The sequence below is a fragment of the Paraburkholderia sp. 2C genome (assembly GCF_054589215.1).
In genome coordinates this window covers 38,806-55,572 of the sequence record NZ_BAAILL010000050.1, presented here as the reverse complement: position 1 = coordinate 55,572, position 16,767 = coordinate 38,806, and the positions used below count along the sequence as shown (strand labels likewise).

Genomic DNA, 16,767 nt, shown 5'->3' with positions numbered 1-16,767 from the left:
CCCGCGGCCTCTATCCCGGCGTCCTTATCACGCTAGCCGCGCATAGCCGAGTTCGATGGCCTCGTGTTCGAGCTGCGTAATGCGCGCATAGTCCTCGATCGAGAGCATTTCAAAGCCCTTCAACCGTAGCCGCCGCGCCCGCTCCGGCCGTATCGCGAGTGCTTCGTTCAGCGCGCTTCTCAACGCGCTTCTCAACGCGGCGATGCGATCCGCCGGCACCGCTTTCGATGCAATCAGCGGTAATCCCGGCGATGCCTGAGTCCACCCGATCTGCTTCACCGCATGCGCAAGCGCCGGCTGTTCGTCGCGTACAAACGCCATCGTCACGCAGTCGATCGCGGCAAGATCGGCACGGCGCTCGGCCACGGCGTGCAGCGAAGCGATATGCGAACCCGTCTGCAACGACGAACCGAAGAACCGGCCGCCGCGCGCAAGCGGCGCGATGACCTGTCGCAATGCATTGAAGCCGCTGTTCGAGTCGATCTGATTGAACGCGACGGTCGAGCCGCGGAAGCTTTCGAGCGCCGCGAACGGCGCATCGACATGCGTGACGAGCGCGCTCGAATAATAAGGGCCGACGCAGCCCGGCGCATCGAAGCAGGGCGTCGCAACGAGTTGCACCGCGCCGCGCAGATCGTGCGTCAACGGGTAGCCGCACGTTTGCGAGAGCAGCAGGTCGTCCCGCCGCCAGAACGCGGAAAGATCGCTACCGCTTTCGACGACGCGCGCCTCGGGTTCGACGGCGCTCAGCACGTCCAGAATCCACTCGCGCCAGCATGCTTCCAGCGATGGCGAGACGTTGTACATCGGCAGTGCGGCGACCCACGGAAGAGCACTCATGATGCGACCGATTCTTGCACATCATCGGGCCTGCGCCAAATCGCACGGCACGGCGCCGCTACGCTGCATCATGGTCTTCCACGTGATTGAGCACATCGAGCGCGGCCTTGCAGGCGCCCTGTAATTGCTCGCGCATCAAATCCTGCACACCCGGATCGTTTTTCACGATCGCATCGCGAATCCGCACCGACTGCTCGAACGACGCCCGCATGCGCCCGCCGCGCGCCATCGCAATACGCCGCACACGCCGCACCGGACCGATCAGCGCCGCATGGCTTTCCTGCAGCGTGCGGTTATCGGCAATCGTCATCACGACCGTATAGAAGCGATCGAGCGCGTCGACGTAGCTTGCAGGATTGTCGGCGGCGACGGCCGTCTCCATCGCGGCGACCACGTCATCGAGCTGCGCGCGCCCGAGCGCGGTGATGCGGTTCGCCGCAAGCTGCACCGCAAGGCATTCGAGCGCCGAGCGCACCGTATAGATCTCTTCGACGTCGCGCACGCTGACCGAGCGCACGAATGCGCCGATGCGCGGCAGCATCGTGACGAGCCCTTCGCGTTCGAGTTGCGCGAACGCTTCGCGCATCGGCGTGCGGCTCACATTCAACTGCTTCGCGACCTGTACTTCGGACAGGCGACTGCCGGGTGCGAGCACGCCTTCCACAATCGCTTCGCGCAGCGCCGGCACGACGACGCCTTCGCTCAACGAGTCGCTCGTCGCGTGGATGGTGCGCATGCGCGCGTGGTACTTGCGGCCGATCGTATCGAGCGGCGGCGCGAGCGGCATGTCCTGATGCTGGCCTTTTTCGGCCTTTTTGGCGGTTCGCAATTGGAGCTCCCTTCTCCCTTCCGGTTACCGGTAATAACCCCTCGGCGAGCATTCCGGTTGACACTGCACTATTCATTGAATACGCTGTATACAGATTATACAACATCGAACTTACCGCACCAAGACCCGAACCAAGGAGAGCACGTGGATCACGTTTCTTTGCCGCAGCCCGTATTGATCGAAAAATCGGGCGCGGTGCTCACGTTCACGCTGAATAACCCGGATGCCGCGAATGAAGTCACCGGGCCGATGTTCGACGCGATGATTGCCGCCCTGCGCAGCGAGGCCATCGAGCCGACCGCGCGCGTGCTGCGGCTGCGCGCCGCGGGCAACGCGTTCTGCAAGGGCCGCGAACGCGCCGGCCGCGACGCGCTGTCGATTCACGCGGAAGTCGCGCGCCTGATCGAATTGAAGAAGCTATTGCGCAGCACGTCGCTCATCAGCGTCGCCGAAGTGCAGGGCGATGCGTTCGGTTTCGGTTTCGGCCTTGCGATCCTGTGCGACTTCGCGATCGTGTCGAGCGCCGCGCGCCTGGCGTTCCCGGAAATGAAAGCGGGCCTGCCGCCCGCCGCGATCATGGCTTACCTCGGCCGCTATGCGTTGCCCAAGCGGGTGTTCCCGATGGTGCTGTTCGGCGAGCCGATGACACCGTCCGTCGCGCTCGATGCGAGCCTGATTACCCAGGTCGCCGAGCCCGATGCGCTGAGTCTTGCGACGGACACGCTGATCGAACGCATCCTCGCCCTCGACGAGACGGGCGCGCGCGGTTGCAAGGCGTTTTTCCAGGCGGCGGAAGAGAACGCGCTCGAACAGAACTTCCGCCTCGCAACCGAAACGCTGACCGTGACGACCCTGCGGCTGATGCAAAGCCGCTGACCGCTAACGCAGTCACCCCCGAGCGCAGCAGACCCCGAGCAAAACCCGACACACCCGCGGCAACCACCCCCCGCCGCGCAAAACAACAACCGACCGGAAAACTGGCTGGAGACGTACAACATGAACGTGAATGCAGGTGCAAGACTCGACCGGTTGCCGATGTCGGCGTTTCATCGCCGGATCATGTGGCTGATCGGCATCGGCATGTTTTTCGATGGCTTCGACATCTATGTCGCGTCGACGGTGCTCGGCGCGACGCTGAAAACGGGCTTCTCGACGCTCGCGCAAAACGCGCTGTTCGTGTCGCTGACGTTCCTCGGCATGATGCTCGGCTCGCTCGTCACCGGCTTTCTCGGCGACCGCTTCGGACGCCGCTTTACATATCAGGTGAATCTCGCGATCTTCGGCCTCGCGTCGCTCGGCGCCGCGATTTCGCCGACCATGAACCTGCTGATTGCATGCCGCTTCCTGATGGGCGTGGGCCTCGGCGCCGAAAACGTGGTCGGCTATTCGACGCTCGCCGAGTTCGTGCCGCCGCGCTCGCGCGGGCGGCTGCAAGGGCTGATGGCGGTGTTCGTCGTGACCGGCCTGCCGATCGCGGGGCTGATCGGTTTGCTCGTGATTCCGGCACTCGGCTGGCGCGCGATGTTCGTGCTTGGCGGCATCGGCGCGCTCGGTGTCTGGTACGCGCGCAAGTCGCTGCCCGAGTCGCCACGCTGGCTCGAGTCCGCCGGCCGCGAGAAGGAGGCCGAAGCGATCCTGCAGCGCATCGAAGGCGAGGTCGAGAAGGAGCAGGGCAAACCGTTGCCGCAGCCGGCCATGGTGCCCACGAAGCCCGCGCATGCACGCGAGCCGCTCAGCTTCGGGTCGCTGTTCGTCGGCACGATGCTGCAGCGGTTGATTGTCGGCTGCGTGTGTCTCGTGGTGATCAACACGCTGCTGTACGGTTTCGTCACGTGGCTGCCGACGTTCTTCGTGCATCAAGGCTTCAGCATCGCGAAGTCGTTCGGCTATGCGCTCGTGATGTCGATCGGCGCGCCGGTCGGATCGGCAATCGGCGCGTTCACCGCGGATTCGTGGGGTCGCAAGAAGACCATCATCGCCGCGTCGCTGCTGGCCATTCTGTTCGGCGCGATCTATCCGTTCGTCAGCAATCCGCTGCTGCTGCCGGTGGTGGGCCTGCTGCTGACCATTCCGATCTACGTGCTCGTCGCGTTGCTGTTCGCCGTGTACGTGCCTGAACTGTTCCCGACCGAGGTGCGTCTGCGCGCATCGGGCATCTGTAATACGCTGGGGCGTGGGGCAACGATCGTGACGCCGTTTATCGTCGTGGCGCTGTTTGCGCAGCATGGCGTGGTCGGTGTGCTCGCACTGATGATCGGCCTGCTCGCGGTCCAGATTGTCGTGGTCGCCTGGCTCGGCGTCGAACCGACGGGCCAGCGCCTCGAAGACCTTCAACCCGGCGACGCGCTCGCGCCCGACGGCGTGAACGCCGCCGCGCGGGTGTCGCCGCTCAAATAACTTTCAACGAAACGCGTCGGAAAACCGCAAGGAAATCGCAATGGATGCAGTCAACAAGCAGCACCTCGAAGCCCAGCTTCTGATCGATGGCGAATGGACCGGCGCCGAAGGCGGCCGCGCGATGGACATCGTGAACCCGGCAACAGGCGCGGTGATCGGCAGTCTCGCGGCGGCGTCGGAAGCCGATGTCGACCGCGCGGTGCGTGCCGGCCACGCGGCGTTCGAGCGCGGCGAATGGCGCGATATGCCGATCCAGCAGCGCTCGCGCATCATCAACAAATTTGCCGATCTGTTCGAAGCGGACCTGGAAAATTTCTACAAGCTCGAAACGCTGAACAACGGCCGGCCGATCTCCGAGACGCGCGCGCAGATTTCGCGCCTGCCGCAGTTCTATCGCTATTTCGCGGCGCTGTCGCTGACGCGCCGCAGCGACGTGATTCCGATCGAAGGGCCGTACCTGTGCTACACGCAGCGCGTGGCGCTCGGCGTGGTTGCGCTGATGGCGTCGTTCAATCACCCGCTGATGATTCTGTCGAAGAGCCTCGCACCGGCGCTTGCCACCGGCAACAGCGTCGTCATCAAGGCATCCGAACAAACCCCGCTGACCACAGTACGCCTCGCGCGCCTGCTCGAAGAAGCGGGTGTGCCGAAGGGCGTGGTCAACGTCGTGAACGGCGAAGGCCGCGTGTGCGGCGCGGCGCTCGCGAAGCACGAACTGATCCGTAAGGTTGTCTTCACGGGCGGCACGGAAGTAGGCCGTTCGATCGGCGAAGCGGCCGCGCGCACGTTTGCCCTGACCACGCTCGAACTGGGCGGCAAGGGCGCGGTGATCCTGTTCGACGATATGGACCTCGACCGCGCGGTCAACGGCGCGGCGTTTGCATCGTTCATCGGCGCAGGGCAGACCTGCGTGTGCGGCGCCCGTATCCTCGTGCAGGAAACGATCTACCGCGAATTCCTCGAGCGCTTCCGCGTGAAGGCGGCCGGCATTCGCGTCGGCAACCCGGAAGACCCGAAGACGCAGCTCGGCCCCGTCATTTCCGACCGTTCGCGTCAGCGCATTCTCGCGATGCTCGCGCGCGCGGAACAGGACGGCGCGAAGCTGTTGACGGGCGGCAAGGTTCCGTCGCATCTGTCGCAAGGCTTCTTCCTCGAGCCGACGGTGCTGTACGACGTCGATCCGCGTTGCGAGATCGGTCAGGAAGAAGTGTTCGGTCCGGTCACCGTGGTGATGCCGTTCAAGGACGAAGCCGACGCGCTTCGGATTGCCAACGATACGCAGTTTGGCTTGGCTGCATCGGTGTGGACGATCGACGTCGCGCGTGCACATCGTGTGGCGAGCAAGCTCGAATTCGGCATGGTGTGGGTCAACGACCACCACCGGCTCGATCCGGCATCGCCGTGGGGCGGCTTCAAGAACAGCGGCGTGGGCCGCGAGACCGGTATCGAGTCGTTCGACCAGTTCACCGAGCCGCGCGCGGTGACGATCAACACGACGGGCAAGACGGTCGACTGGTATGCGGACGACGGTCAGTTGAAGCGTCTGAACTGAAGACGCTGACGCCGTAGCAGACGCTTCGGCTCAAGTTGCCGGCGCCGTGTCGCGCTGTGTTCGTACACAGCGCCGGTTTGTTTTGAAGCGTGCACCGGATGCGTGATCGGCTTTGCCGCGTACGACGTGAACCAGTCGCGGTAGCCGCTCACGAGAAAACCGCCGTTCCGGAGCAGGTATTGCGCGCGGCGTTCGAGATAGACACGGCGCAATGCAAACCACGGCAGTCCCGGCAAGTCGTGATGTACCGCGTGGTAGTTATTGTTCAGAAACAGCAGCCGCCAGAACCACGCTGCTTCATTGATCACCGAGCGATGCTCATACGCATCCGCGCTGCGATGCTCGTGAAACGAGCGGACCGAATTCAACGCCAGTGCCGGATAACCGGCGCCGACAATAAACAGCCACGGCGCAATACCGCAGTTGCGCGCCAGCCATGTCGTCAATGCGGCGAGTGCCGCGCCATGGGCGAGCCATGCGGGTACGTCGCTGAAATCGCGCTGCGCAAGCTTGCGCAATGCATCGCTCGCGGTCGCGGCGAGCGAAAAACGCGGGGCCTAAAAGCAGGCGGCCGATAAACGTATTGCGCGCCGTCAGCAACGCGCGCAGCATCGGGCACGCGCGATCCCATGCGGCCAGACTCACGAAATAGCTTTCCGGATCGTGCCCGGGGCGCGTCAGGTGCGGATCGTCGTGATGCCGCAGATGCAGCTCGCGATAGACGCGGTACGGAAACCATACCGCGAGCGGCATAAATCCGATCAGGCTGTTGATCAACGGCGAACGCGTCGGATGCCCATGCAGCAGTTCATGCTGCAGCGACAGATACCATGCGCCGAACAGCGCGAGCAGCGCGACCGTAACAGGCATGCCGAGCACGCGCGCGTGGTTCGCGACGCCGAACCATCCGCTGTAAATCGCCACGATAACGAGCCATGTCGGCCATTCGCTGCGCCACGCCCAGCTCGCGCGGCGGCGGTTCAAAGCTTGACGCTGACTGTCATCGAGATAAAAGGCCATCGGCGGATCCGGTCGTTCATGCGCCGGGCTGAAGACCCTGACGTCGATCGAACCCGATCCTACCGGCCGGTTACGCGCGGCGAAACCAATTTGTCACGCAAAGCTTCGCTGGAAAAACGCTTAAGCGGGTGCCATGACCCGCGTGCGCTAACCGTGCTTCGCGAGCTTGCACTCATGATCGAGCAACGGCTCGGCCGTGCCGCTGCCGTCCTCGATATTCAGCGCGCTATTCACGATCAGCCAGCCGTCCTTCGTGGTGTGCCCCGCACCCGTGACGAGAATGGTCTGCTGGGCCATCTGATCGGAACCCGGATGATCGCGCGCGACGACACGAAACGGATTGTTCTCGCCGTCGAGATTCGGGACGCGCATCACGCGGTAACGCTGGTTATCGAGTGTCGCCGGATGCCACTGAAAGAGCACCTGGTCGCGATAGGGCGCAAGCGCGGAGACGATATCGTCGCGCATGCAATCGATATGGATATGCAACTGCTGTTGCGATCGCCGGAATTGCGAATTGATCTCGAGCCCGATCTGATCGTCCTGCAATTGAATCCTGGCCCGTTCACTGACGTAATGCCGCGCATTCCATGCATCGACCCAGTAATCGGGCGCGTCGGGTTGCAGAATCAGCGGGCTCTCGATGCCGCTCACGCGGTCGGTCGGAATCAGCAGGTACTGCGTGTCGCCGACGATATCCTTCAGGATCGCGTAGTGTTTCTTTAAATTGACGTCCGTGCATACACCGGGTTTTCCGCTCGATTGCTCGGGCGGCACGCACTGTTCACTGACGATCTGCCATAACGCGTTCGGGTTGCTGGCCGCCAGCGACGCGCAGCCGCCCACCAGCACGGCCAGCGAAAAGACCAGTGTTTTTCGCAAGAAGAGGGGCATGGAAGAGACTCATCGGTAGTTAGATGATGGGTGGCGCGAGTGCGCCGAGAACCTGTTCGAATGCGCTACCGAGCGCAAGGAGACGCCGGTCGCTGCCGACCGGACCGTCGAGTTCGATGCCTACGGGCAAGCCGTCCGCGGTGCGTCCCGCGGGCAGCGACAAACCGGGAAGCCCCGCATTGGCGGAAGGGTCCGTATTGCGCAGATAGGCGCCCATCGTATCGAGCATCTGGCCGTGCAGCGATACGACCGACGAGCCGCGAATTTCGTCGAGCGGCGTGGCGGGAAGAATCGTGGTTGGAAACATCAATGCGTCGACGCGTTCATTCGCGAATGTCGTTGCGTAAAGCTGCTGCAGTTGCGGCCGCCATTGGGTGAGCGCTGCATGATAAAGCGCTGCGAACGGGTCCGCGAGTATCGCGGCGAATATTTCGCGCACGTCGGGGCTCGCAATGGAGAGTGCCAGTTCCTCGACCGTCTGCACCGGCGCGTCGTTGGCGACGAGCCACGCGCGCACATCGGCGAGCGTTTCGTGCGCCGTGATCGGCGTGGTGCGGTCGTTGAGCCGCATCAGTTCGCCCATCTCGAGTTCGACGAACGCGACGCCCGCGGCTGCGAGCTTGCGCTGCGCGGCCCGCGCGACCGCTTCGAGCGACGCATCGAGGCCGTCCCACAGCGGCGCGGGCAGGCCGATACGCAGGCCGGCCAACGTGACCGCAGGCAGCGCGCTTTCGCCGGTTATGACCGTGTCGAGCAGCGCGGCGTCGGCCACCGTGCGTGTGATCGGGCCGACCGTGTCGCGTGTATGGCTAAGCGGCAGCAGCGCTTGCGGATCGTGATAGCGGCGCTCGGCGCCGCCGTTGCCGACCGACGGCCGGAAGCCGACGCAGCCGGTCAACGCGGCCGGAATGCGGTTGGACCCGCTGGTGTCGGTGCCGAGACCGGCCGGCGCGATGCGCGCGGCCACCGCCACCGCATTGCCGCCCGACGAGCCGCCCGGAATCAGGCCCGGGTCGTACGGATTGCGCACGGGACCCGGCGCCGCGAAATTTGTGCTCGTGATGCCGCATGCGAGCTCGTGCATGTTCGCTTTCCCGAGCAGCACTGCGCCCGCATCGAGCAGACGCTGCACCGACGGCGCGTTGATTTTCGGTTTGAAGTCCGCGAGTGCGGGCGTGGCGCCGGCGGTTTGCAGATCGACCGTGTTGATGTTGTCCTTCACGACCACCGGCAGGCCCGCGAGCGGCAGACGCGCCTTCTCGTCGGGCGATAACGCGTCGATGCGTTGCGCCGCCGCGAGCGCGCCTTCCATATTGAGCACGGTCAACGCGTTGAGGCTCGACAGGGCCGCCGCGCGTGCGAGCAGCGTCGCAACGTAATCGGTTGCGCGCAGCTTGCCCGCCTGGATCGCCGCGACTGCTTCGCATGCGGTGAGTGCCAGTTGTTCGTCGACGGTCCATGCCATGCGGTGTTTCCTCCCGGTCGGACGCACGCAACCCAACCCGCGCCGGCGCGGCCGGACCGCGCGGCACGAATCGGGCAGCAACGCTGCGCCTGTTACTTCTTCATGAAACGCAGGGCGAGCCGCGCGAGCCACGGCATCAGTGTGGGGCGCAGGAGACGCACATCATAGCCGCTCATGCGCTGATCGTTTTCGACGAGGCATAGCTCGAGAAGTTGCCGCGCGTCGAGCGCGGCGCCGATCGACGCGCTGTTTGCAGCGAGGAAATTCGAGTCGTGCATCACGCCGTCGGCGTCCATGCCCTTGGCCATGCCCACCCGGTCCCACACCAGTTTGACCCAGATCGCGGCGACGCGCAGCGAATGCCACGGGCGACGCCACCACGGCATCCTACGCCGGTACCACGCGACCCAGTTGATAAAGAAGAGGATATGGCGCGCCTCTTCCTGAATGACGGGCTCGAACGTTTCGACGAGCGGCTCGGGGAAATAGCCCGATTGCTGGGCCGAACGGAACAGGCCAAAGGCGAAAAAACTGTCGATGCACTCGCTGTAGCCCGTGAACATCCAGGCCCATTCGGGGTCGCGCGGCGCCGGATATTGAGGCTCCGGCGCGAGCTCGATGCCATAGGCGGCGACGAGGTGCGACAGCACATGCTTGTGGCGCGCTTCTTCGGCTGCGTCCATTTCGATCGCTTCGCGCAAGAGCGGGTCTTTGAGCGTCGCGGCGTAGGTCGCCACACGAATCGACGCGCGGCCTTCGGTTTGCACGGCGATGTCCCAGATCGGCAGCGAAGTGAGGCGCTTCAGTGCGTCGGGTGCGAGCGGCGGCCAGTCGAGTACGGCGGGCTTATAGGGGTTATGGGTTTCAAGCAACATGCGGCAGAACATCTGCTTGTGGGCCTCGGAGCCGATCCGCATGCGGGCCTGGTCCCGGAATGTCCAGTTTCGCAGCGCGTGGTCTTCGGCGGCAGCATCTGTCAGGGTGTCGGACATGGCAAATTTATTTAACGCATCTTACGTATGACATATGTCACCCTATTTTGTCACAACACGCTGGAATGCCGCTTGCGCTGGCGCGCGAGGCGCGGCCGACGGCCTTCGCGACGAATCGTGCGCGGCATGTGTGAAGGCCCGTGTGACTGGATGGAGTGGACCCCGGCTCAGGACTCAGACCGGTTTGAGCGCGTGCGTCCGTGCGCGTTCGCGTATTTTGTGTGAACAGCCGGCCTGGCGCCGCCTGGCTACTGGTGGTCGTCGACCCACAGGCGGCCCCAGCGGAACGCGTAGGCGAGCGCATGCTCTTCGTCGAAGAAGTAGTCGAGGGCGTCGAACGAATACGCGTGCCCCGGTTCGGCCGCGCTTTTCTCGATGGTCAGATTGGCCGCGAACAGCCCGTTCGGCAGGCGCTGCGCGGCGGGGGCGACCTGGTAACCCTTGTAGCGAATCAGTCGGTTCATTTTGCTCTTGCGTCCGGTTTTATGAGTCCGGTTTGACGCGACTATCGGTCGCCAATGCGCGCACGTCTGTGGGCTGGCACACGGTTTCGCGGACGCTTTGTGCGCATGGCCGCATTGCTTTGCGGGAGGCGCCGCGGTGGACTGACGGGGGGGGGCGACGAGTGGGCATGTGAAGCGGCCACGTGAAGCGGGCTTGTGTGAGGCCCGATGCGTCGGCGCCTCGCCCGTCTTCCCCGGGCGGGCGTCAGTCTGCCAGCGCGAAGATGCCCGCGGCGCTCGCGTGCGCCGGGCCGCTGCCGGCCGGGCCAGCGTCGCCGGCGCGCGCCTGTCCGCCGAATGCGAGCGCGAACTGGGCGGCCTGGCGGCCGACCGTGGCGAGCTGTTCGGCGACCTTCGGGTCCGAGCAGTGCCCGGCGCTGTCGAAGCGCGTCTCGAGCGTATTGATGCCGGCGCCGAATGGCGTCGGCCAGCCGCGCAGCGCGTGCACGATCGAGCGCAGCGAGGTGAGCACCGAGCCCGCGGCCTGCCAGCCGTACGCGGTGACGATGCAGCCGGCCGCGCGGCCGTCGAGATAGGGCCGCGCGTCGTCGCGCAGATCCTCGAAGGTATCGAGCGCGTTTTTCACGAGGCCCGATACACCGCCGTGATAGCCGGGCGTCGCGATGATCAGCGCGTCGGCGTTGCGCACGGCTTCGATGAGTTCGAGCTGCTCGTCGGTGCGCTCGGCATTTTCAGGTGCATAGTGCGGCAGCCGATGCAGGAACGCGCCGCCGAACAGATGCGTCTGCGCGCCGGCTTCCTGCGCGCCGCGCAGTGCGACGGCAAGCGCGCGCTCCGTCGACGACGCGGCGCGTGTCGTGCCGCCGATGCCGACGACAAGCGGCGCGCGGGAATGCTCGAAACGGTTCAACTGAAAGACTCCTTGCTCGGTGACGGTGGCCGCGATGACCGCAGCGCATGCGGTGCGAACGATCGCGCGCGCAAATGGACGATGGGGCAACGGGCCAGAATCGCTATCTTAGAGTTCGACGCGCGTGGCGCGAACCGACTTTTCGTTCTAACGATATACCGAACGAGGCTTGTTTGCAGAATGGCCGGCGGGCGCGCCGCTCCGCGCAGGTTGCTCGCAGGTTGCTCGCAGGTTGCTGATTGCAGCTGCGAGGCGGCGCTGTGAAGTTCAACACGCGTGAGCTTTGCGCCTGAACGGCCCGTCGGCCTGCCGTTCAGGCGCGCTAGTGAGAAGACCGCGACGTCTGGAGGGCTGCATGCGGTGCCGACTGCGGCGCCGGTGAAAGATGCGCGCCGCCCATATCGTGATGCATCGACGGAATCGCTTCGGATAACGGATAGGCGGTTCCGGTCCACGGCGCGAGGCCGTTTTCCCACTTCGCGATGACCGCCGACGCAATGCTGTTGCCGACCACGTTCGTGGTCGTGCGGCCCATATCGATGAACTGGTCGATAGCGAGCAGCAGCACCACGCCTTCAACCGGCAGCCCGAAGAGCGGCAAGGTTGCCGCAATCACGACGATTGCCGCGCGCGGCACGCCGGCCACGCCCTTGCTCGTCAGCATCATGACGAGCAGCATCCAGAACTGTTGGCCAAACGACAGGTGAATGTTGTACGCCTGCGCGATAAAGAGCGCGGCGAACGCCTGATACATCATCGAGCCGTCCAGATTGAACGAGTACGCGAGCGGCAGCACGAAGTTGCTGATGCGCGGCTTGACGCCGAAGCGCGTGAGCTGCTCGATCGTTTTCGGATACGCGGCTTCGCTGCTCGCCGTGCAGAACGCGATGATCATCGGCTCGCGAATCAGTTTCACGAGTGCGAAGACCGGTTTGCCGAGCACGCCATAGCCGGCCGCGAGCAGCACGCACCACAACACCATCATGCTGAAATAGACCGCGCCGATAAACTTGCCATACGTGACAAGCATGCCGAGCCCTTGCACCGTGATCACCGCGGCCACCGCGCCGAACACGCCGAGCGGCGCGAACCACATCACGTAACCGGTAATTTTGAGCATGATCGAGAACAGTCCCTCGATCGACGACAGCAGCGCGGGCGGCAGCCGGTCTTTCATCGTGCCCATCGCGATGCCGAAAAACACCGAGAACACGAGGATCGGCAGAATCTCGTTGTTCGCCATCGCTTCGATCACGCTCGACGGCACGATGTGCGTAATAAAGTTGTGCAGATTGAACGCAGCGGTGCTGACGCCCGCCGCCGCGCCCGCAGCCGGCACTTGCAGGCTCATGGCGTGCCCGAGGTCGAAGACGTTGCCGAGCACCATGCCGATCAATAGCGACGTGAACGACGCGCAGAAAAACCAGCCGAGCGCCTTCAGGCCCGCGCGGCCCACGACTTTCGGATCGCCGATCGCCGTCAGCCCCGCAACGATGCCGCTGAATACGAGCGGCGCGATCACCATCTTGATGAGCCGCAGAAAGATATCGGTAATCAACGAGAAGTTGCTGGCCATTTCCTTGGCTGCGGCGGGCGAGTCGGCCGATTGATGACACACGTAGCCCGCCGCAATGCCAAACAGCATGCCGATAACGATGGCCAGCCCCAGTCTGTTCTGTTTCACGCTTGTCTCCCGCGCTTGATGCGCATCGAAATGGACGAATGCGTTACGGGCGGCGCGCGGTTTCTTACGGTTTCTTGCGGTCTTGCCGGGCGCGCCGCAGTCGTATCTTCATCGACCAAAATTCAATGCGCCGCGTCGGGCGACGCTGTACTGCAGCGAGTGCGCGGCGTTTTATGTCACGAAGCCGGCATCGGTGCGATGGGTTGTACGCCTGGCTGCGGGGCGGGCAGCGGCTCGAAGCCATACGCATAACGCACGCAGCGCCGCGCGAGGATCGCCGTTGCGTCGAGCACGGGCCGCGAGAGATCGCCGTCGGCCAGCACGAGCGGAACCTCGGAGCAGGCCGCGACGACCATCTCGGCGCCCGCATCGATCAGCGCTTCGCCATAGGTGCGCATGGCGGCCCGCAGCGCGTTCGAACGGTCACCCAGTTTGACCCGGTACAGCAAGGTCATCAGGCTTTCCTGGTCAGTAGCGTCAAGCACGACCGCACGGCGGCCGGTGCGGGCGAAAGCGTGTTGATAGAGAAGCGTATGGATACACCCGCTCGTCGCAAGCAGACCGAAGCGGCGTGCATAAGGAAACGCTGATTCGCAGGCCGCGCGGGTTTCCTCGATCATGCTGACGAACGGCACGCTGACCGCCGCGCGGATGTCGGGCTCGAACGCATGCGCGGTATTGCACGGCATCACAAGAAAGTCGGCGCCCGCGCGTTCGAGGCCGGCGGCCATCGCGGCGAGCGCCGCGCCCGGCGATGCGCCGCGGCCCGCGATCGCCTCGCTGCGGTCAGGCACTTTCGGGTTCGAATCGATATGCACGCGCAGATGGTCCTGCTCGCATTCGGCAGGCGTCGCGGCCGTGAGCTTCATCAGAAAGTCGGCGGTCGCCTGCGGGCCCATGCCGCCCAGCACGCCGATTACAAGACCAGCCGGTGGTGCACCGGTGCTCATGGCGACTCCCGATCGTCGAAGGTATGGCGTCGATAATAGTTTTCTGTTTCGTAATGTTCCAGATTCATTTGCAGCGCTGATGTTTGTCACGCGTGTAAGCCTTGCGATTTGCATACTTTGGGCACGCGGCTGCGTTTTTTATGCAAAAATTCTGCCCTTGCCGACGAGCGCAATGAAGAAAAATGAAAGGCTCGCTGGTGTTCAAGGGGAAACCCGCGAATCCAAAACCCGCATGCACATCTCGCATGCAGACTAATAGGCGACAAGGAGTAGACAGTTGATTCAGCGCATCTCGCAGTTTTTCACGCAGGTCGTGCACCGCGTGCTTCCCGATCCTTTGATTTTTGCCATCTTCCTGACCATCGCGACCTTCGCGCTCGCGTTCGGTCTCACGCCGAAGCCACCCGTCGAACTGATCTCGTTGTGGGGCGCGGGCTTCTGGAATCTGCTCGCGTTCTCGATGCAAATGGCGATGATTCTCGTCACCGGCCACGCGCTCGCGAGTTCGGGTCCGATCAGGCGGATGCTGGTCGCGCTCGCGAATTCGGCACGCACGCCGGGGCAGGGCGTGATGCTCGTCGCGTTCGTCGGCGCCGTTGCGTGCGCCATCAATTGGGGCTTCGGCCTCGTGCTCGGCGCGATGCTGTCGCGTGAAGTCGCGCGACGCGTAAAGGGCACCGACTATCGGCTGCTTGTCGCGTGCGCGTATATGGGCTTTCTGACGTGGCACGGCGGCCTGTCGGGTTCGGTGCCGCTCGTCGCGGCGACCAAGGGCAATCCGATGGAGAAGGCCATTGGCCTGATCCCGGTGTCGCACACGATTTTCACCGGCTATAACGCGTTCATCACGTTCGGGCTGATCGTGCTGCTGCCGATTCTCGCGCGTTTGATGATGCCCAAGCCGCAGGATGTGGTTGCGGTCGATCCGGCGCTGCTGGAAGAACCGCCGACCGTCGAACGCAAACTGCCCGCGAACGCGACGCTCGCCGAACGGCTCGAAGAAAGCCGCTTCCTCGCGATGCTCGTCGCGCTCGTCTGCTACGGCTTCCTTGTCGTGCGCACGGTGACGAAGGGCTTCACGCTCGATATCGACACGGTCAATCTCGTGTTCCTCGCAACCGGCATGCTGCTGCACAAGACGCCGATGGCGTATGCGCGTGCGGTGGCCGCCGCGGCGCGCGGCGCATCGGGCATCATGATCCAGTTCCCGTTCTATGCGGGCATTCAGGCGCTGATGGATCACTCGGGTCTCGCCGGCGTGATCACGAAATGGTTCGTCGATATCGCGAACGTGCACACGTTCCCGCTGCTCGCGTTTTTGAGCTCTGCCGTGATCAATTTCGCGGTGCCGAGCGGCGGCGGTCACTGGGTCGTGCAGGGTCCGTTCGTGATGCCGGCCGCACAGGCGCTTGGCGCGGATCTTGGCAAGTCGGCGATGGCGATTGCATACGGTGAAGCGTGGACCAATATGGCGCAGCCGTTCTGGGCGCTGCCGGCGCTTGCGATTGCGGGTCTCGGCGTACGCGACATCATGGGCTATTGCGTAACGGCGCTGCTGTTTTCAGGCGTTATTTTTGTCGCGGGGATGTATCTGTTCTAAGAGTCCTCAATAGGATGAGTCTTCTGGTTTTCGACGGCAGATAATTCAGCAGGCGAGCGTCGGGCGCATGTTCCCGCAGGAAGGATCTATCCGACGCTGGCAGTGTTCAATCGGGCGAGGGCGGCATGCGTTGCGCGGCGCCACCCGCTTCATTCATGCGGCGCGCACCGCCTGCCGCTGCAGCCGCAAGACCCGTACAAAGTTCAGCACAGTGGGCGATTTTTCGCGCTGGCGGTGGATAAGCGCAATTCCCGTCGAAAGTGGGTTGTGCTTCAGTTCATGATAGGACACGCCTTCGATCTGCACTTGCCGGATCGATGCAGGAACCACTGCGATGCCGAACCCGGCGGCTACGAGGTTTGCCGCCGATGAGATCTGTGGCGATTCCATGCCGATCGACGGAGCGAAACCGGCCTGATGGCAGGCACCGATGATCGAGTCGTGCAGATCCGGTCCGATCGGCCGGGGAAAAAGGATGAACGAATTGTCGGCAAGTTCTGCCAGGTCGATGCGGCGTCGCCGGCTCAGACGATGGTTTGCCGGCAGCACGACAACCATGTTCTCATCAACCAGCCGCTCGACGACGAGATCCCCGCAATTCAGCGGCATTCGCACCAGTGCAGCATCGATGTGACGCTCGGCGACCTTGTCGAGCAGCGCCGAACTGTTGCTCTCCTCGCAACTGATCGACACACGCCCGTACGCATCACGGTAACGTTGCATCGTTGCCGCCACAATCGGATGAAATACCGTCGAGCCGGCAAAACCCAGCGAGAGCCGGCCTGTTTCGCCGCGCCCGGCGTTCTGCACTTCGGCCAATGCCTGTTGCGCATCTTCGATGATGCGTCGCGCGCTCTCGCGAAGGAGCCGTCCCGCCTCGGTCAATTCGACGCGGCGCGGATGACGGACGAACAAGGGCGTGCCGATTTCCCTCTCGAGCTTGAGAATCTGCTGACTCAAAGGGGGTTGGGCAATGCCCAGGTGCGTGGCGGCATCTGTGAAATGCAGATGGTCGGCCACGGCGAGGAAGTAGCGCAACTGACGAAATTCCATATCCCTTTCGTCCGCAGAAAACGGCTTTGATAAATTCGACCGATGAACAGACGGATTTTAACCATGTCCCCGCCCGATGCGCTCAACGGTCGTGTCCACCTCGACGGCCGGAGCCGA

The 16,767-nt window shown here is 63.8% G+C and carries 15 protein-coding genes and 1 pseudogene; 5 read left to right on the top strand and 11 right to left on the bottom strand.

Annotated features, from left to right (window positions below):
- Positions 1-27: 27 nt before the first annotated feature.
- Together ACYPXD_RS27170 and ACYPXD_RS27165 are read right to left on the bottom strand one after the other, a co-directional pair.
- Positions 28-840, bottom strand: coding sequence for a phosphate/phosphite/phosphonate ABC transporter substrate-binding protein (locus tag ACYPXD_RS27170; RefSeq protein ID WP_459718704.1), 813 nt, complete (start codon positions 838-840; stop codon positions 28-30).
- A 58-nt stretch (positions 841-898) separates the two neighbouring features.
- Positions 899-1,669, bottom strand: coding sequence for a GntR family transcriptional regulator (locus ACYPXD_RS27165; protein WP_459718701.1), 771 nt, complete (start codon positions 1,667-1,669; stop codon positions 899-901).
- 144 nt (positions 1,670-1,813) lie between these two features.
- Between ACYPXD_RS27165 and ACYPXD_RS27160 the strand changes: the two genes are divergently transcribed.
- From ACYPXD_RS27160 to ACYPXD_RS27150, 3 genes are all read left to right on the top strand, one after another.
- The gene (locus ACYPXD_RS27160; protein WP_459718698.1) at positions 1,814-2,545 is read left to right on the top strand and encodes an enoyl-CoA hydratase/isomerase family protein; all 732 of its coding nucleotides are present in this window, start codon (positions 1,814-1,816) and stop codon (positions 2,543-2,545) included.
- Positions 2,546-2,665: 120 nt separating this feature from the next.
- Positions 2,666-4,066, top strand: coding sequence for an MFS transporter (locus ACYPXD_RS27155; protein ID WP_459718695.1), 1,401 nt, complete (start codon positions 2,666-2,668; stop codon positions 4,064-4,066).
- A 40-nt stretch (positions 4,067-4,106) separates the two neighbouring features.
- Positions 4,107-5,618, top strand: a complete 1,512-nt coding sequence (locus ACYPXD_RS27150) for an aldehyde dehydrogenase (protein WP_459718691.1) — start codon at positions 4,107-4,109, stop codon at positions 5,616-5,618.
- Here the strand turns inward: ACYPXD_RS27150 and ACYPXD_RS27145 are convergent.
- The 8 genes and pseudogenes from ACYPXD_RS27145 to cuyB all read right to left on the bottom strand — a co-directional run bounded on the left by ACYPXD_RS27145 (position 5,597) and on the right by cuyB (position 13,997).
- Positions 5,597-6,638: pseudogene (locus ACYPXD_RS27145) on the bottom strand (fatty acid desaturase). The gene ACYPXD_RS27150 and the pseudogene ACYPXD_RS27145 sit on opposite strands and share 22 nt — an antisense overlap.
- Positions 6,639-6,785: 147 nt before the next feature.
- On the bottom strand, positions 6,786-7,532 hold the full coding sequence (locus ACYPXD_RS27140; RefSeq protein ID WP_459718688.1) for a CDP-diacylglycerol diphosphatase: 747 nt from the start codon (positions 7,530-7,532) through the stop codon (positions 6,786-6,788).
- 19 nt (positions 7,533-7,551) lie between these two features.
- Positions 7,552-8,997, bottom strand: a complete 1,446-nt coding sequence (iaaH, locus tag ACYPXD_RS27135; RefSeq protein ID WP_459718685.1) for an indoleacetamide hydrolase — start codon at positions 8,995-8,997, stop codon at positions 7,552-7,554.
- 92 nt (positions 8,998-9,089) lie between these two features.
- Positions 9,090-9,989, bottom strand: a complete 900-nt coding sequence (locus tag ACYPXD_RS27130) for a ferritin-like domain-containing protein (RefSeq protein WP_459718683.1) — start codon at positions 9,987-9,989, stop codon at positions 9,090-9,092.
- A gap of 248 nt (positions 9,990-10,237) precedes the next feature.
- A complete protein-coding gene (locus ACYPXD_RS27125) occupies positions 10,238-10,453 on the bottom strand; it encodes a transcriptional regulator (protein ID WP_219801534.1) in 216 nt (71 codons plus the stop codon).
- 244 nt (positions 10,454-10,697) lie between these two features.
- Positions 10,698-11,363 (bottom strand): NADPH-dependent FMN reductase, encoded by a 666-nt coding sequence (locus ACYPXD_RS27120; protein ID WP_459718677.1) that lies wholly within the window; start codon positions 11,361-11,363, stop codon positions 10,698-10,700.
- Between the two features lie 322 nt (positions 11,364-11,685).
- Complete coding sequence (locus ACYPXD_RS27115) at positions 11,686-13,047, bottom strand: dicarboxylate/amino acid:cation symporter (protein ID WP_459718674.1); 1,362 nt, start codon at positions 13,045-13,047, stop codon at positions 11,686-11,688.
- Positions 13,048-13,223: 176 nt separating this feature from the next.
- Positions 13,224-13,997 carry a cysteate racemase gene (cuyB, locus tag ACYPXD_RS27110; protein WP_459718671.1) on the bottom strand — a complete coding sequence of 258 codons (774 nt, stop codon included), beginning with the start codon at positions 13,995-13,997 and terminating at the stop codon, positions 13,224-13,226.
- On the opposite strand from cuyB, the gene ACYPXD_RS27105 reads away from it, so the two are divergent.
- Together ACYPXD_RS27105 and ACYPXD_RS27100 are read left to right on the top strand one after the other, a co-directional pair.
- Complete coding sequence (locus ACYPXD_RS27105; RefSeq protein ID WP_459718668.1) at positions 13,996-14,253, top strand: hypothetical protein; 258 nt, start codon at positions 13,996-13,998, stop codon at positions 14,251-14,253. The genes cuyB and ACYPXD_RS27105 overlap by 2 nt on opposite strands.
- A 21-nt stretch (positions 14,254-14,274) precedes the next feature.
- Positions 14,275-15,597 carry a TIGR00366 family protein gene (locus ACYPXD_RS27100; protein ID WP_459718665.1) on the top strand — a complete coding sequence of 441 codons (1,323 nt, stop codon included), beginning with the start codon at positions 14,275-14,277 and terminating at the stop codon, positions 15,595-15,597.
- Positions 15,598-15,750: 153 nt separating this feature from the next.
- Here the strand turns inward: ACYPXD_RS27100 and ACYPXD_RS27095 are convergent, their stop codons facing one another.
- A complete protein-coding gene (locus ACYPXD_RS27095; protein WP_459718661.1) occupies positions 15,751-16,650 on the bottom strand; it encodes a LysR family transcriptional regulator in 900 nt (299 codons plus the stop codon).
- Positions 16,651-16,767 lie beyond the last annotated feature (117 nt).

Excerpts from the sequence above, each read along its gene's own strand:
- ACYPXD_RS27170 (WP_459718704.1), bottom strand. The coding sequence starts at position 840 with ATGAGTGCTCTTCCGTGGGTCGCCGCACTGCCGATGTACAACGTCTCG.
- ACYPXD_RS27155 (WP_459718695.1), top strand. The coding sequence starts at position 2,666 with ATGAACGTGAATGCAGGTGCAAGACTCGACCGGTTGCCGATGTCGGCG.
- ACYPXD_RS27150 (WP_459718691.1), top strand. The coding sequence starts at position 4,107 with ATGGATGCAGTCAACAAGCAGCACCTCGAAGCCCAGCTTCTGATCGAT.
- ACYPXD_RS27140 (WP_459718688.1), bottom strand. The coding sequence starts at position 7,532 with ATGCCCCTCTTCTTGCGAAAAACACTGGTCTTTTCGCTGGCCGTGCTG.
- iaaH (WP_459718685.1), bottom strand. The coding sequence starts at position 8,997 with ATGGCATGGACCGTCGACGAACAACTGGCACTCACCGCATGCGAAGCA.
- ACYPXD_RS27130 (WP_459718683.1), bottom strand. The coding sequence starts at position 9,989 with ATGTCCGACACCCTGACAGATGCTGCCGCCGAAGACCACGCGCTGCGA.
- ACYPXD_RS27125 (WP_219801534.1), bottom strand. The coding sequence starts at position 10,453 with ATGAACCGACTGATTCGCTACAAGGGTTACCAGGTCGCCCCCGCCGCG.
- ACYPXD_RS27105 (WP_459718668.1), top strand. The coding sequence starts at position 13,996 with ATGGCGACTCCCGATCGTCGAAGGTATGGCGTCGATAATAGTTTTCTG.
- cuyB (WP_459718671.1), bottom strand. The coding sequence starts at position 13,997 with ATGAGCACCGGTGCACCACCGGCTGGTCTTGTAATCGGCGTGCTGGGC.
- ACYPXD_RS27095 (WP_459718661.1), bottom strand. The coding sequence starts at position 16,650 with ATGGAATTTCGTCAGTTGCGCTACTTCCTCGCCGTGGCCGACCATCTG.